Origin of the sequence: Streptococcus sp. Marseille-P7376, assembly GCF_902460385.1 — a bacterium.
Classification (GTDB): Bacteria; Bacillota; Bacilli; order Lactobacillales; family Streptococcaceae; genus Streptococcus; species Streptococcus sinensis.
The window spans coordinates 43,049-59,141 of sequence record NZ_CABPTS010000004.1 but is presented as its reverse complement, the minus strand read 5'-3'; the positions used below and the strand labels follow the sequence as shown (position 1 = coordinate 59,141).

Below are 16,093 nucleotides of genomic sequence, written 5' to 3'. Positions count from 1 at the left end.
TGCTTCTTATCTGAAAGAATTAAACTACTTGTAAGTTATTAGTTAGTTTGTTTCTTTTTCCAAAAGGCGAGACTCGCCAATAGTCCAATACCGAGAATGGACATGAAGATACTTGCCTTTTCACCTGTTGAGGGAAGTGTCTCCATTTTACCTTCCTTGGTTTTGACGGTAACAGTACCATCACTGTTTTTCTTAGCCCCAATAGCTTCTGGAGCAACGTATTGGGTTGTTCCGTCAGATGTACGGACGATAACTTGACTGTCCTGAGTTCCAACAATTTCTTGTCCTTGTTCTGTTACAATCGGTTTCTCAGGTGAAACATCTGGCACAGTAATTGCAGGTGGAGTCGTTGGTTCCGTATGTTCATCTTTTTTCTCAGCTGATGGGGCTGTCGGTTGTTCAGGAGTTTTCGGTTCTTCCTTTGGCTGTTCCGGTGTACTTGGTTTAGACGGCTCCTCAGCTGGTTTGCTTGGTTCTGTTGGATTAGACGGTTGACTCGGATCTGTAGGAACTACTGGATCCGTTGGTTGAGAAGGCTCTGTTGGCTTCTCAGGTTCAACTGGTTTAGAGGGTTCTGTCGGTGTGCTTGGTGTGGATGGATCTACTGGAACTGTTGGTTTCGTTGTCCCAGTATCAGAAGAACCAGTATCTGTGGCTGGAGGGGTACTATCCGTTGGCGGTACTACCACTTCTGTAGATGGTGCGCTTGGATCAACAGGTGCCACTTCATCAGCGGAGATAAACCCAGCTTTAGATAGCGCAAGAGCGGACACCGTTAATAGTGCGAGTAATTGTTTTTTAGTCATGATACGTTTCCTTTTCTACTTTTTAATTTTGATGTATTCAGATGCTTTGGGTTCTGTCGTGATGACATAGCCATATTTAGAAGACTTAGAAGTCTCAACTGAAAAACTCAATCGAATACTGGAAGCCTTCTCTCCTTCTTTTACAGATAGGACATAGGTCACCGTATATTCTTTTGTTTTTGAATCATAGGTTAGTTTCTCAAGAATCACTGACTGCAAGGTTCCTTCTTTTGGAACGGTATATTTGGCATCTCCATCTGAAAGGAAGTCTGTTAAGTTTTCCTTTTTACCAGAATAATAATTAGGTAAGAAATGACGACTGAAGACATCTATTTGATGTTCCTTATCTGCTAAGTTCTGGGTATTTTTCAGTTCTTGATAGAGATAGATTACTTGTTCCTTCTGTTTGGACAGTTGCGCATGCGAAATAACAGATAAAATCATCCCCCCGACAGCTAATGTTACAAGAAATCCCATGAGTATATAGACCTTTTTTAGGGAGGGTTCTTTTGGAAATTTGTGTTCTACAGGTGATGGTATAGATACAGAATTGCTTGAAACCAGCTTCTGTTGTGGCAAGACATTTGAGACTTGCTCTCCTTCTTCTGGGAAAAGCGGTAGTGCCGATTCTTGAATTCCCAAACTCTTTTTGTAAGCGGGATAAATTTGATTCACAAAATACTCTCGTTTTTCGTGATAGGTATAGGATTGAAAATCTGTCCCTGTCATGATGGCTTGAATTAATGGTAACAGTAAATTCTGATACCTTTGATCAATGATGAATGGACTGGCAAAAACTTCTCCTTCTGACACCGCTTCTTTTCCTTCCAGGTGACAAATCGCAACTCTTTTCAGCTGCATTTGACCATAAGCCTCTTGTAAAACTTGGAAGAGCAGTTCTGCTTGAAGAAAGGTCATATAAGGAAGCGACTCTTCAATTGACTGCTCAAAAATATCAAAATACTGTTGGTCTAGCCCTTCAATAATACCAAGAAGCTCACTATCATCATCTGGAGATTTTCCTTCTTCCCAAGTTATCTCTAAAAAAAGATCATCAGTCACCAAACATTTATTACTTTTTTTAAAAGGGATAAATGCCATATTAACCACCTTATCCTTTTACAAAGCTATAGAACCATTCAACGATACTTGGACCAGCAGAAACCGCAATAATGGATACCGCAATAGCTACCCAGTGTTTTTTAATCGCAGCTTTTACTTCACGACCACCAAAACCATAGATGAGACCTGTAATAACAACGGCGGCTCCTAAGGTAACAATCCCAATTCCTTGAACTTTGGTAATTCCTTGTTGAGCCAAATTTTGTGTCTTGGCAAAGGGATCATCCGCATAGACAGTGTTCGTCAGAAGTCCTGACAGAAAGAGTGAGAGACTAAGCAAATAGCACTTGCCTTTAGATCTCACTTCATTTAACGTTTTTGTCAATTTGTTTTTCATAGAAATCCTCCTCATATTTTATTGACATTATTAGTGTAAGGGATAATCAAATTCTCTGCATTAAGCGGACAAGTCATAGGAAAAATTTTTTCAGCTGAATAATGTATCTTTTTCTCCCTCAATATCCAGCTGAATTTGTCTCAAATCTTTTCGATGTTGACTATCTGGTGCCTCTCCCTCAACCCATAAATGAACGTTATAAGTTTGCTTGCTTTTATCTAACGTCAAGCTTCTAGCTGAGATAGGCGCTAATACTTTTCGCTTCATCAAACGTTCTAAAGGACGTGCACCATTCTTAACGTCAGTACCAACATCAGACAGATACTGGATCAAACTAGGCTCGTATGAAAGTGTTAAATTTTGTCGATTCATTCTATCTGCAATCTCAGACAGATTTTTTTCTGCGATTTCTTCAATCACATTACGTTCTAAAAGATTAAAGATGATTTTATTTTCGATCCGATTGAGAAACTCTGGCCTGAACTCATTTTGAAGCTCACTTCCCATCGACTTCTCAAATTGTTGCCAATCACGATCAGTGAGATTGCGAAAATTACCTTTGAGTTCCCATTTATTAATGATTTTTTCAGCCCCAATGTTAGTGGTCATCATCACAATTGTATTTTTAAAACTAATCAAACGCCCAGAACTATCCGTTAAGCGACCATCATCCAGAACCTGCAAGAAGAGATCCATCACCTCATTGTGTGCCTTTTCAATTTCATCTAGCAACAAGACACAGTAAGGTTTCTGTTTCACACCTTCCGTCAATTGCCCTTTTGTTCTTGTCGCACGATTACCGATTAACTTGACCACATCTTCTTTCTGTTTGAACTCTGACATATCAAAACGAATCATGGCATTTTCGTCGTCAAAAAGTGCTTCTGCGACAGCCTTGGATAACTCAGTCTTTCCAACCCCAGTTGGGCCAAGAAAGAGAAAAGAAGAGATAGGCTTGTTTTCATCTTGCAAGCCAGCTTGAGCAATGGTGACCGCATCGACGATGGCCTCAATCGCATCTTCTTGACCTTTAACACGTGCCATTAGTTTTTCCTTGAAGCCTTCTAACCGTTCCTGATCGCCTTTTAGAATTGTTGTGACAGGAATTCCTGTTTTATTTTTTAAGACTTGAGCAATGTCTTCTTCTGTCACCTTGCTTTTTCCTCCAGCTGAAGCAATAGTTGCGGCTTCATCTATTAAGTCAAAGGCCTTATCTGGTAAGAAACGATCTGTCATATAGCGAACGGATAAACGAATCGCTTGTTGAATCGCTTCTGAAGAAATTTCGACTCCGTGAAAGGATTCATAAATTCTTTTAGCTTGTCCAATAATTGTGATGGCTTGTGGAATAGTTGGTTCCTCTACCATAACAGGCTGCATCCGACGCTCTAGAGCTCGATCAGTTTCGATGTAATCATGAAACTCATCTAGGGTAGTTGCCCCAATCAGCTGAATATCCCCACGAGCCAAAACGGGCTTTATCACATTTCCTGCATCAAGTGCTTGGCCGTCTTGACTACCTGCCCCAACGATGGTATGAAATTCATCGACAAAGAGAAGATTATGACCACGTGTGGCAACCATCTCTTCGATGATTTTTTTAAACTTAGCAATAAAGCCGCCATCATCTTCACTCATCAAGCTGGACAGCTCCAGGGAACGAACCGTTAAACCTTTTAAAGGTTCAGGAACTTGGCCACGCATAATAGCAAGCGTTAAACCTTCCACAATGGCTGTTTTACCAACTCCTGCTTCTCCTACTAAAATAGGATTATTTTTAGTTCGTCTGAGAAGAGAGATGATGACAGCTTGAACTTCCTTGTCTCGTCCATAGACTTGATAATCAGCTGCTTGCTTAGCAACCTTGGTTGATAAATTATCCGTGTATTTATCGAGATAAGGGGTCTTCAATTCATCTTCCACGTCAATCACTCCTTCCTTTAGCAGCTGCAATCTGTTCTGTTAGCTTTTCTTTGATAGCATCGACAAACTCCCGTGGATTAATTTCTCCCTCTCCAATCTGAGAAAGGAATAGCTCCCAACCACCCGTTGTTTCAGGACTGGCAAACTCATTGTCATAAAGGTAATGAGTTAAGAGATAAGCCTTATCAGTTGGAAATAGTTGACCAGACTTCTTATTCTTAGTGATATAGCCACGGTCTTGAATCGTTTTTAGCATCGCTGCCCTCGTTGCCTGTGTTCCCAAACCATACTTTGGTAAAATCTCACTGATCAATTGAGACTCAGTAATCCTCTTAGGTGGTTTTGTAACACCTTCAAGAATCAACGTTTTTGTTTCCAATTGATCTCCTACACGATAATGTGGTAGTGTAACATCACCTTTTAATTTTTGCTTACTGAAGGAGACCCAACCAAAATCGATCATCTGTCTACCTGCTGCCTTAAAAATCAAGCCTTTATTTTCTACTTCAACAGTTGTGGTATTATAGCGACAATCAGCCGCAAACATCAAAAGTGTTCTGCGAACAATAGCTTCATAAATTAGCCGTTCATCTGGTTTTAAAGTCTCTAGGTTAGGTATATTTTCTGTAGGAATAAGGGCGTAGTGACTTGTTTTAGCCACTTTTTCAGGATTAACGTATTTTTCCCTTGGCTCTAAATGAACTGGCTCAAAATGGCAACTAATAGCATCTTGATAACTTTTGATGTACGTCTTAAGATAATCAAATTCCTCTTCTGTAATAAATCGAGTATCTGTCCGAGGATAGGACAAGTATTTTTTCAAATAAAGGCTTTCTACTATCCTTTCTGTTTTGAAAGGTTCAAAGCCCCACCATTTAGCCGCAAGCCCTTGAATATCCGATAGATTAAATAACTCAGGTGCTGCCCTCTGATGCTCTGTCATTTCAACTGAAGAAACCATCGAGGTAGGACTTAATTGTCGTGAAGTGGCCAGAACCACATCACTATCTGAATACTTTTCCTTATTGGAAAATGTCACTCCTGTTTCTTTATCTTCTAGCTGTAATTTCCAGTACGTTTGAGGCCTAAAATTCTGGATAGCTAAATCATTTTCACAAATTAAACGAACCGCTGGAGTTTGCACACGACCAACAGATAAGCTATTACCTTTTCCTCTGGGAAGTCGTCCTTTATTTTGTAAGGCCAGAGTTGCTAGAGGAGATAAATTCATTCCTACTAACCAATCTGATTGTGCACGTGCTTCAGCTTCTAAATAGTAGTTATAGGTTTCCATCGGTTCCCTAAGTGTCTGAAATGCTTTTTGAAGTGATCGAGTAGTAACCGAATTAACCCAAAGACGCTTAGTTACCTTACTTTTTCCTTCAGGAATGTGGGATAAAATTGAGTAAGCAATACGCTCACCTTCTCTATCAGAATCCGTACCAATAATCACCTGATCAGCTGCCATCACTTCCTGATAAATCTGTTTAAAGGTATCTTTGGAAACTTTGTCTTGCTTTAGTGTTTGTTTAAACGATACATCGACCAAAGGCAATTTATCCAAATCCCAATTATCCTTTGGTAAGCCATACTCAAATAAATGCCCTTCAGCAGCAATCACATGAACCTCATCTGAAAAATATGGGGTATGTTTGATAATATGAACTTTTCCTTTTTTACTAGCTGTTCCCAAACTTTCCGCATAAGCAGCAGCTTGTGTTTCTTTTTCAGCTAGAATGACTGTTACCATATAGCTCTTCTCCTTTGTTATTAATAGTTTCAGTTTAAGAGATAATGAAGATTTCTGCATTAAGGGGACAAAGCCGTATAATTAAAACAGTCTTGATACTATTTGTTATATAACTTTTTATATCACTTTTTGCACACAAAAAAGGTACTCTCAATTGAGAATACCTTCTGTCTTAACGACTTGGCCCTTTTGTCGGGGCTTTAGGAAAATTTGGTGTCTGTCCTCGACTTTTTCCTAATTGATAAGGTTTTGTGTGATGATCAATTTGCTTGTGCATCTTAGAAACTGTTTTATGGATTCGTTTCAAAGAGTCAGCTAATTGTTTATCATCTAATCCTTGTAAATTATCTGTCCACTTAGCCATATAATCAATAGCCTTTTCAGATGTATCTAATCCAAAATGTTTTGACAGTAAATGACTAGTCATTTCAGATTCAAGCTCTTTTTGGACTTTTGGAAGCTCTTTATACTGATCTGATAGGCTAGGATTATGAAGGGTTGCGTGAGCTAGTTCATGAATAGTTGTAGCGATTTTTTCTCCAGGCGTATTATCTGGATTAATAAGGATTAACTGTTCTCCTGGGAAAAAGGCACCTTTGGCATTTCCTAGCACATGAGCTTCATCTTTCATAATAGAAACGCCAATGCTTTCAGCATAATCACAAAGACCTTCCAGCACCTCTTTCGTTTTTACCTTATCAACATCAAAGTTATAATGACGGTTTGGCATCGCTTTTGGATAGCTTTCTGGTTTTAAAGTGGTTTGTGACAACTCAAAAACCTTGTAAGTTGTAAACCTTGGTTGGCCAGTTTTAGGATTTCTCTCCTGGAATTGACGAACAGGGAGCTTGCCTGCTTTCACCAATTCCTTTTCCTGTGGCGTTGCATCTGAAAACTTTTTATATTTTGGATTCCCTTTATCATTTTTGACGTGATTTCCATTCTCATCTATGACAGGAATCATCCGAACCATCAACGGTCTAAACAATGTGATCTGAGACTTTTCGCCTGTTTTAACAGATAAACCTCGATGAACTACTTCCTTAGTTTCACCAGTTCTCTTGTTAACGTACGTTGCTTTTGTTTGGATAACGTCCTCTGGTTTAATTCCAAGTGCTTCTCCCATCGATTGCCACTGATCATAAGTAGCGACTGCATTTGCACCTCTCCATTGTTCCTGGATCAAAGCTACGTTACGAGGAGATAGTTGAGGGAACTTACTCATAAATTCCACGTACTCCATTAAGTCTTCAGGGGATTGTGTATACTCACGAATTTTCTGGAAGGCTCTTTCACTAATTTCATAAGCTGAGGCTGACTTATAATCAAATAGTTCCGCTGAAGAGATATTTTCCTGAATCCGCTGACTAGGTTCTTGTCCTCCATTGTTAGTTAAAAAGGCATCTATTTCTTCTTGCTTATAAAGCCCTTCAGGGGAGTTTCCAGTTCCAATTTGTGAAGCTAGTTTCTCTAGCTCCTTCTTAACTTGAAAATCATTTCCCCAATCTCCACCATAAGCTAAATAACCAAGTTTTTGTTCTCCCTGGATAAGTTCTAACGTCCAAGGGGCTTGAATATCCGATAATTGATCAATTTTTACTGGGCTATGCACAGCTAATTCTAATCGATAATCACGGCCAAAATTTTCTTGGTTGGTGTAAAGCATCTGGCCATCTGCTTGAGGGGTTCCAATTAAATCACCTTCCACTGATAAATTCTCTTGAACTTGAGGAATGGAAGCAACTAAAATCTTAGTAGCATCTTCAGCTATGATTTCTTCGACTCGTTGAGCTAATCCTGTTCTTATGCCTTGTTTAGGAGACTGAAAATCTTCACTTGAGATACTTTCTGGTATTTCTTGTGAAACTGCTGTCTGTTCATTGGCTTCAGTTGCAATATCTTGGTTAACTTCTTGATTTTCCAGCTGAGAAAGAACCATCTCATCGATGGCAGCCAATTCTGGTTGTCCTTCTAAACGACGGTAACCTAACCCAAGCAAACGTGAAATAGGTTCTATTTCATCACCAATATCATAGCGAACATCTGATTTAATTAGTGTTCCCCCAGGAGCATAGACATCAAATTTTACCTTAGTGAATGGAATGTAAGCTTCTTGATTCCCTGTTGCGTTTACCTCTGCCATACTGCCATGATGACGCTCATAGAAGGCCTTATTTTCCTTATACAGCGTTTCAGCAAATATTTGGTAGTCTACAAGCTCTGTTTCTTTAAACGGAATCTGAGGACCATCTGGCCACGTTTCTGACCACTGGAGACGTACATGGTAGGTTTCACTAAAAATTCGATCCTGATTCCATTCTTGATAGAAATTAGAATTTTTATCAACGAGACCCAACTGGTCAGCAGCATCTACCACAGCGCTAAAGTTTCCTTCATGACTATCAGAAAGTTCATAGTAACGTTCCCAAGCTCCCTTAGATTCTTCAGGAACTTGTAAACCTAACTTTCTAGGATCTCCTACATTATATGCAGAATCTAATACTTTAGTGAAAAGTTCAGCTGAAAAAGTATCTGTTGGGAGTGCTTTTTCTGGACTAAATTCTTGTTCAGTAATTTCGGATATGACGTTCTGATCAAGAAATAGTGCATCATCACTCAACGCTTCAGAATAACCTAAGCCAGCAACAATATCATACCCATTAACCTGAATGTTACCAAACTCACTCATCACCTCTAATTTTTGTTTAGGGGTGGCAGTTGCGGATTCAAAAATATCTAATAATTCTTGATGATACTCTGGATCTCTAGCCAGCCATTCTTGACCTTCTGTAGTTTGTACATAAGCAGAACCAGCTGCCAACAAACTATCAATATCTGAATAGTCTTGATGATTGAAGCTATAAGAGGAAACATTCATTGATCGATCATCTATATCACGAGATTCTTCATATTGTTTATTCTTTAAAATAGAAAGCATCTCCTCACCGTCGTCTTTTACATAGTTTTTATTTATGTCAATCTGTTCTATCAAGCCACCTCTCTCTCGAAAAATACCTAAAATTTCATTTTTTCTAGCTTCTTGTAGCTCTACCTTCAAAACTTGTCTTGCTTTAAATACCGACACAGGAACTGTTCCATCCTCGGTATTCATACGGAATAAAAGCATCAAATCACTATCGTCTGACTTGATTAGACTATCAAAACGTCTTTGATATCTAGGAATATCTTGTAGATCATCAAAATAAAATGAATCTGTCTGTAAAACAGTCTCTAAATCAGGAAGAACTTTAATTTTATCAAATGGAGATTCTGTATTTTTTAAACGAATATCATCATAACTAAGTTCCCCACCATTAGCAAAATCATGCAATACTTTCTCAGGTGTTGCAGCATCACCAATAATTTTTAGACCAGTTAGATGCAGAAAATTCTCTTCTAAAAAGTTTACCTGTACTAAACTACCATCTGATGTAAAGTAATGGACGGTACTATTTGCCAACTCGTTTAAATAGAATTGAGCCGCTTCTTGAATATCTACCCCTCTTCTATTTAATTTGCCCAAATTATAAGCGTCAATAGACTTTTCATACTTTGTTTTTCTTGACTTAAAGCCATCTTTTATGCTAAAATTTAGATACTGAGAGGATACAGTAGGACGACTGGTAACAGAGCGTTCAAAGGTACTTGTTTCAAGTACGGGTGAGGTGCTACCTTCAGCTTCGGGCTGTAAATAACCCTTGCGTTGATACATCCTCTCGTTTTTTTGTTGCTCTGAAACATCCTGCCCTTGATGAACCTCAAGAGGCTTTTCTGTTTCTTCATCTGAAGAAATGGTCTGTTCTGATGACACAGCGACTTCTTCAGCCGCTTCAGGAGTAATAATAACCTCTTCATTTCTCAACTGCTGGAGAATATGGTCATAGGTTTCTGGAGATATTTCGACCGTTCCAGTTTTACCGTTAAGATAGTCTAATAAGTGGTATGGGACTAGCTGGTAATAATAATCAACATTCCCAGTCACAATCTCATTAGCTGGATAACTGATAATATTCCATGTATCACGGCCCAAGGCTCCAAGTGGATCCACGATGCTCTTACCCCAGTTTTCAGCTGTCAAGCTATCTAACTGACGATTGAGATTATAGGCACTGACAGCGACTTCTGCTGAAAATACTGTAGAAGTATTTGAACGACCTAATTCTTTTTGAATACTCTTCAAAATATCGTACATCTGATTTTGTTCAGGTGTACCTTTTTCTTTAAAACGATCAATATTAGTATCATTGATAGACTCAAAGAAAGTCCGATATTCTTTCAAATTCTCAAGTGCTTTTGGTTTCAACTGCTGCATCGGATGACTCCATCCAGTATAGTTGACCAAGGTATAGAAATAGGCTTCATCTGAAAGTGTAATCCGCAAAGCTCCAGCTTGAATTTGACTTTGAACCGCTTCAGATAATCTTTCTTGATTAGCTTTAAAAGTATCATAAGATACTTGAGCACGATAGTCGTGATCTGCTTTTTGAGCTAACTCCAAATAAGGTGCAGGCAAATCCTGATTCAATTGTTCAGAAAGATCTTCACGTTCACTACCAATATCATAACGAATAGACGATATTAAAGAATTTCCTGACTCATCTTGCAAAGCAAAATAAGTCTTATCATACCCTGAATCTGGAATGATAAGCTGCCAGTCATTCTCTTCATAGAGTTTGGCTATGAAGTCATTATAAGGAATAACCTCTCCTGAAGAATACTGTTTAGATAATTTTGGATTCTCCGAGAAATCAAAAACAACTTGTAGTTCTGGTTCCATTGCATGATCTGAAGATGGAGTAACATCAGCAAGGTTTTCAAACAAAACCCCTTGTTCACCTTCTGTTTGTCCTGGGATTGATTCCTCTTTTTGTTCTGGTTCGACTGAAGAAATCCCTGGAAGATCCACATCATTTTGTTTATTTAACAAGTTATCAAGAACCGCTTTTTCTTCGTCGGTTCTAGGACGATACTTAGTAGATGGAACAAACGTTCCTTCTTCAGTGAGTTCCACCGCTACTCGTCTAAGACTTTTTACAAAGTAAAGATTAGGTTGTTTAGCCCACTGATTGACACTGCCATCATCAATTAAAGATTGGGTGCTCGGTTGGATTGTCACAGAAGACATCTGTTCAGATATACCTTCCAGACGCTTCAGTTCTTCTCGATAACGTTTAATGGTTTCCTTAGTATAATGACTTTCCCCTCGTTCAGCCTTCTCAAGTTCTTCATGGATTCTAGGAATGTTTTGAACACTCATATCTAAACCATTCCCTTTACGGTTTAATCCTTCTTCTTTAAAGCGCTGTTGTTGCTCTAATCTTTCAACTCGTTCTTCTTGTTTTTTAATCTCATCTAACTTATTAAAGACCTTATTTTCCAGTTGTTCTTGTCGTTTAAAGAAGGCAGCACCGTTGCGTTTATCATTCATCGGTTGGCCATTTGCCATTGCAGAATGGCTGTAAACCGCATCGGTAGCATCCATAAATTCATTATTGAGGCGTTCTAACTTACGCTTTGCTTGGCCAAGACGACTATTATCAACTGGAGGATTTTTTAAGGCATCGTTCCAGTCTGTTTTATCTTGTCCTGGTTGTAAATCAGGTAAATCCTCGTTAATAGTAGCCCCCTTTTCTCTCAAGGAGTCAATAAAAGTTCTACCTGCTTCATCATTGTCTACTGCAAGAGTAATCCAGTCTGCATGTTTTCCATCTGTAAAGAAATTATTATCAATAGCTGTCTGTAAGCCTTCAGCTAATTGATCATAACTCCATCGCAGAGGGCGACCAGAGAGTTCTGATTGTAGTTGTGCTAAATGCCTACCAATAACCGCTTCTTTCACCCCATCCATTGATATTAGGCGTACATCTTGAAGAGTGTCTTTATGTAATTCATAGTAAGACATTAAATCAATAGCACTTTCCGCAAAGATAAGACGATTAGGCTGGCCAATATCCACATGCAAACCAGTAATACCATCTGAATTTCGGACAATATTCTTAGCATAACCACGTTCTGGCCACTTTTCCCAGTTCTCCTCAATTCCTTGTAAAGTCGCCCCTACAATCTCACCTGAGAAATCAAAAGATTTAAAGACAACAACAGGTTCAATACTACCATTTACTTTAGCATTAGCCTGGGCAAGCACTCCTTTATCAATAAAGAAATCAATCGTTTCATCTGATAAACCACGTTGTTCTTTTAGATAGGTTCTAGCTGCCTCAAATGGCTGTTCATAAGGCTCAAGATAGTAGGAAAACGGCTCTTGTACTCTCTCAACAGCTGTATATTCCTTAAAACTGCCATCATTTAAGTAATCAATCGCCTGATTAAAATTCACCTCTTTCATCGTTTCAACAAGTGAGATGACATCGCCGCCTTGGTGTCGTGAAAACCAGTTCCACATATTTTTATCAGGTGAAATAACCATAGAATCATGTTCTTTCCAGCGGTAATCTCGTCCTGAACGTACCAATTCCATGTTCAGCTCACTAGCAACGTCTAAAATATCACGAGACCGAGCATATTCTACTCTCTCTCGACGTCCTTTTCCACGTGGCGTAGGCTGTTGTGTGTGTTCTTCTACCATAAAAACTCCTTTCATTCACTAGAAACACTCATATTTTGGCTGATACAGTGTCGTTTCAGGCACAATAAACAGTTCTCTTGGCAATGAAACTAGATCACCTACTGAAAAATGCTCAAATTCTTCTGGATTATTTTGGTAGTCCAATTCCAACTCCAAATCCCCATTTTTGCCTTGACCAGCAAAAAGAATTCGTTTTTGAGTATCATCAATTGCTTTAACCAACCAGTCAGCCTCAAAGTCAAATTCTTCTTCATAAACGCTTGGAAATTGTAGCATTATCACCACCTCCTTCCTGTATCTACAGTTACTTCTAGTCTAAGAGATAATGGCAATTCTTGCGTTAAGGGGACAAATCATAGGAGATTTTTAAACAAAAAAAGCCATTGATAATCCATCAATGACTTATTAACGCTGGGCTTGCCTGCGTTCTTCTTGTTCTTCACGTTCATCACTTCTAGCACGTTCCATAAGTGCTTTTTTATTTGCCAGCTGAGAACCATTCAGGGAGGAAGACAATTGACGCATAAAGTCCGTATTCAACTTTACAGGTCCTTGAGACTGTTGCAACTGTGCTTTTTTGATCACTTTACGCTCTTGTAATTGCTTAGAAACTGTTTGAGCAATCTGACTTTGACTATCATCTGTTGATTGCAGTTTCTTATATAAACGTTTCAACTCAGAGAATCCCTTAGCATTAGCCACTCTCATCTCTTTTATGGCGGCTTCATCCGATAACTGACTCATCTGCTGATTTCTATTGTTGATCTGGTATTTCAACTGAAAAATAGAAATATGGGTCTGAAGCTCTTCAACGTAGTCACGCTTTGTCGTTGGCCTACCTTTTAGAAGCGTTAAAATATTATCATCTTGAATCTGGGCAGCCAATCCCAACTCAGCCCTAAGCTGCCTAATAGGAAGTTGTATAGCTCTAGGAGTAGCCTTTGAAACAGGAAGCGCAACACTATCTTCAAATTGAGTTTTTAAGCGCTCTTTCAAGGCTTTATCATCTTCTGAAAGCTTAAAATTAGGAGTCAATTGTAGTTCAATCGATTTCAATTCTTGCGTTAAGGACTGCTTTTTAAAATCCACAAATGGCTGATCAGAGGCTAAAGGTTGTATCTGTTCCAGAAGCTTTTGACGTACTTGCAATTCTTTCTGACTAGCCTCTAGCATACTGAGTTTTAAAGCGTAGCGGAAAGTCCCTAATTCACGACGTTCTTTTTCAGAAAGTGTTGATTTTGACTTAGCAGCATCTACTAACTCTTTCAACTCACTAGAAGAAAATAGAGAGAGGTCTTTCAAGGTTAAACTTTTCAGCTGAATATTTTCTGTTAGCTGACTAATATCATAAACAGTATCTGGTACAAATTCTGGCCGTCCTATCCCTTTACCATGCTTATCATAAGCTTCATAAATAGGCTTGATAATACTAATTGGCTGTTTTCCAGTTTTAACAGAATAACCCAATTTTTGCCAAGCTTCTAAACTTTTTACAACACTTGCTTCAGGAAGTTGATCTAAAATTTTCTTCTGGTTCAAAACAGAAAAATTCTCCAAATTTTTTTCCAGCTGAACGTCCTGTATTTGTGGAGCAGCCTCTTTAAACGATCGTAAGATATTATTGGCCAATCGTTCTCTTAGATCCATAATACGACGTGCCAAATGATGCTCTAGATCATACCCTTTTGATTCTGCCAGCGTTCTGATGGTTTGGCCATCAACTTTGCGTAGTTTTTCATAGACCTGATTTTTTTCAGCTGAATAGACGCCTTCATAAGCCAATAGAAATTCTCTAGTCTCTTTGAGAAATTCTTGATAGGCAGCACTACCTTCATTGCTTAAGTAGGAATCCAAATAGCGATCAAGAAAAAACTTACTAACCGCAAAATCCCTAGCATTTGATCCATAGCGCCACTTTTTATTAAGGGGTAAGTGATTGTAGGCTTGTTCCAAAAAATTTTTTTCAGCTGAAGAAGTAATCTTTTCTTCTTGGTAAACAGAGGTCATTAAATCTGCTTTGAGATTAGCTAGAATCTGTTCTTTTCTAAGAAGGTTTGATCGTGTTTCCTCTTTTAGCAAACCATGATACACACCGCTTTTGAAGCGATTAATTGTTTTTTGAGAAAAGTTTCCCTTATACTCCATCCGTCCACGGGGCCGATAGAATATTTTTTCACGGTTAGATTCTACTTCGGATAAACCAAAGTGAATATGGACATTGTCTGTATTGAGATGGATATTTCCCCACCAAAACGCAGAATCTGAAAGACCTTCTTTCTGAATTAGGGTTGGCATCATGTCACGCATAGCAGCCTTAATTGCTTTTTGATCCACTTGACCAGTCGCAACATCATATAATCCCTGCTCAGCAAGGAAAGTATTATCAAACGAAATAACACCCTGCCAAAGAAGAGAACCATTTTGATAAGCTGATTCCAACTTATTTTTGAGATCGTTTAATCGACGTTTTTGGAGATAGTCTGCTTCCTGAGTAAAGACGGCGGTTAATTCTTCAGATTGTTTTTCGGTTGCATAGGAACGGTTCATATAATCAATGTATTCCCTAAAATCCAACTGAGTTTCAGGGACAGCTTTCTGAATACGAGTCATCTCGTCTTCAGTCAATCCTTCAATCATTTGCCTGTTCGTTTCCAAGGACAGTTCTTCGTCAATTTTGACAGCTTCATCACGATTTGTATAATCCACATATTGACTATTAGCCTCTGTGTATTGCAGCATAAATGTAATATTAGGACTAGACGATACATTCATCACTTATGCTCCTCTCCTAATCAAAATAGCCCATCTTTCCTTAACATCAATCGTCAAACCATCAAACCAAAAATCATAGACAGGATTATTTTTCTTGAAATATTTATTAGCATCTGTGGCTTCTGGAACATATTTTTGAAAGAGTTCTTCTGCCATTCCTCCCAGTTTAGCTGTCCGAGAACCGTACTGAATTTTATCTTGGATTTTCAAGCAGCCACTCTTTATTAATTTCAAGTGAGCAATATGAGTAGGTAACCCTGATTGCTTCACTGCTTCATGAAAGTCTCCTGTTTCTAAATATATATCAACAATATCAGTCATTTGAATATCCTCAATGCGAATTCTTAATCGTTTGACCACGTGCCACATCTTCCTTAATAATGTCATCAATTCTGGCCATCAATTCATGTTGATCTGGATCAAAACGAGAATGAACAGACTCTAAATCTTGAATATCAAAATCACTACCTTTTGTGATAGCATGAAAATTAGTTAACTCTAAATAGAGCAGCTGATCCATTTGACGACGAATAGATTTTAAAGTCCGTCCATCATCCGAGTTGGCCAAATTTTTTTCCAGCCGAGATAACCTCTCAGAAAAATTCTGTTTATCTTCAGTTGATAAAAAAAGTTTATAAAAAACATCAATCAACTTAACAACAGTCGCCGACTGTTTTTGACCTGGACGTTCCAAACTCTCCCCTACATCTTCTAACAAATAGGCTTTGATTTCAGAAAACTTTTGTAGGGTTTCTTCGTTAAAATAGATATTAATTCTAGTTGCCATTATTTCTCCT

The 16,093-nt window shown here is 38.5% G+C and carries 9 protein-coding genes and 1 pseudogene; all 10 read right to left on the bottom strand.

The annotated features are described in order from the left end of the window. Positions 1-38 precede the first annotated feature (38 nt). Positions 39-806, bottom strand: a complete 768-nt coding sequence (locus FZ952_RS03890; RefSeq protein WP_148880680.1) for an LPXTG cell wall anchor domain-containing protein — start codon at positions 804-806, stop codon at positions 39-41. Between the two features lie 15 nt (positions 807-821). Continuing rightward, a complete protein-coding gene (locus FZ952_RS03885; RefSeq protein ID WP_148880679.1) occupies positions 822-1,907 on the bottom strand; it encodes a hypothetical protein in 1,086 nt (361 codons plus the stop codon). Positions 1,908-1,917: 10 nt separating this feature from the next. Continuing rightward, the gene (locus FZ952_RS03880; protein ID WP_148880678.1) at positions 1,918-2,265 is read right to left on the bottom strand and encodes a TrbC/VirB2 family protein; all 348 of its coding nucleotides are present in this window, start codon (positions 2,263-2,265) and stop codon (positions 1,918-1,920) included. A 90-nt stretch (positions 2,266-2,355) separates the two neighbouring features. Continuing rightward, positions 2,356-4,188, bottom strand: coding sequence for an AAA family ATPase (locus tag FZ952_RS03875; protein ID WP_148880706.1), 1,833 nt, complete (start codon positions 4,186-4,188; stop codon positions 2,356-2,358). A gap of 1 nt (position 4,189) precedes the next feature. Beyond that, the gene (locus FZ952_RS03870; RefSeq protein ID WP_148880677.1) at positions 4,190-5,938 is read right to left on the bottom strand and encodes a type IA DNA topoisomerase; all 1,749 of its coding nucleotides are present in this window, start codon (positions 5,936-5,938) and stop codon (positions 4,190-4,192) included. Between the two features lie 172 nt (positions 5,939-6,110). Continuing rightward, positions 6,111-12,524 (bottom strand): PBECR4 domain-containing protein, encoded by a 6,414-nt coding sequence (locus FZ952_RS03865; RefSeq protein WP_148880676.1) that lies wholly within the window; start codon positions 12,522-12,524, stop codon positions 6,111-6,113. 18 nt (positions 12,525-12,542) lie between these two features. Further along, entirely contained in the window at positions 12,543-12,800 is a 258-nt protein-coding gene (locus FZ952_RS03860) for a hypothetical protein (RefSeq protein WP_106386581.1), read from the bottom strand. Positions 12,801-12,929: 129 nt separating this feature from the next. Further along, positions 12,930-15,296, bottom strand: coding sequence for a MobP2 family relaxase (gene mobP2, locus FZ952_RS03855; RefSeq protein ID WP_106386619.1), 2,367 nt, complete (start codon positions 15,294-15,296; stop codon positions 12,930-12,932). Between the two features lie 39 nt (positions 15,297-15,335). After that, a pseudogene (locus FZ952_RS03850) lies at positions 15,336-15,617 on the bottom strand (hypothetical protein); the annotation flags it as partial. 10 nt (positions 15,618-15,627) lie between these two features. Next, positions 15,628-16,083: a hypothetical protein gene (locus FZ952_RS03845; protein WP_148880675.1), complete on the bottom strand. Its 456-nt coding sequence runs from the start codon at positions 16,081-16,083 to the stop codon at positions 15,628-15,630. Positions 16,084-16,093 lie beyond the last annotated feature (10 nt).

Excerpts from the sequence above, each read along its gene's own strand:
- FZ952_RS03870 (WP_148880677.1), bottom strand. The coding sequence starts at position 5,938 with ATGGTAACAGTCATTCTAGCTGAAAAAGAAACACAAGCTGCTGCTTAT.
- FZ952_RS03865 (WP_148880676.1), bottom strand. The coding sequence starts at position 12,524 with ATGGTAGAAGAACACACACAACAGCCTACGCCACGTGGAAAAGGACGT.
- FZ952_RS03890 (WP_148880680.1), bottom strand. The coding sequence starts at position 806 with ATGACTAAAAAACAATTACTCGCACTATTAACGGTGTCCGCTCTTGCG.
- FZ952_RS03880 (WP_148880678.1), bottom strand. The coding sequence starts at position 2,265 with ATGAAAAACAAATTGACAAAAACGTTAAATGAAGTGAGATCTAAAGGC.
- FZ952_RS03860 (WP_106386581.1), bottom strand. The coding sequence starts at position 12,800 with ATGCTACAATTTCCAAGCGTTTATGAAGAAGAATTTGACTTTGAGGCT.
- mobP2 (WP_106386619.1), bottom strand. The coding sequence starts at position 15,296 with ATGAATGTATCGTCTAGTCCTAATATTACATTTATGCTGCAATACACA.
- FZ952_RS03845 (WP_148880675.1), bottom strand. The coding sequence starts at position 16,083 with ATGGCAACTAGAATTAATATCTATTTTAACGAAGAAACCCTACAAAAG.
- FZ952_RS03885 (WP_148880679.1), bottom strand. The coding sequence starts at position 1,907 with ATGGCATTTATCCCTTTTAAAAAAAGTAATAAATGTTTGGTGACTGAT.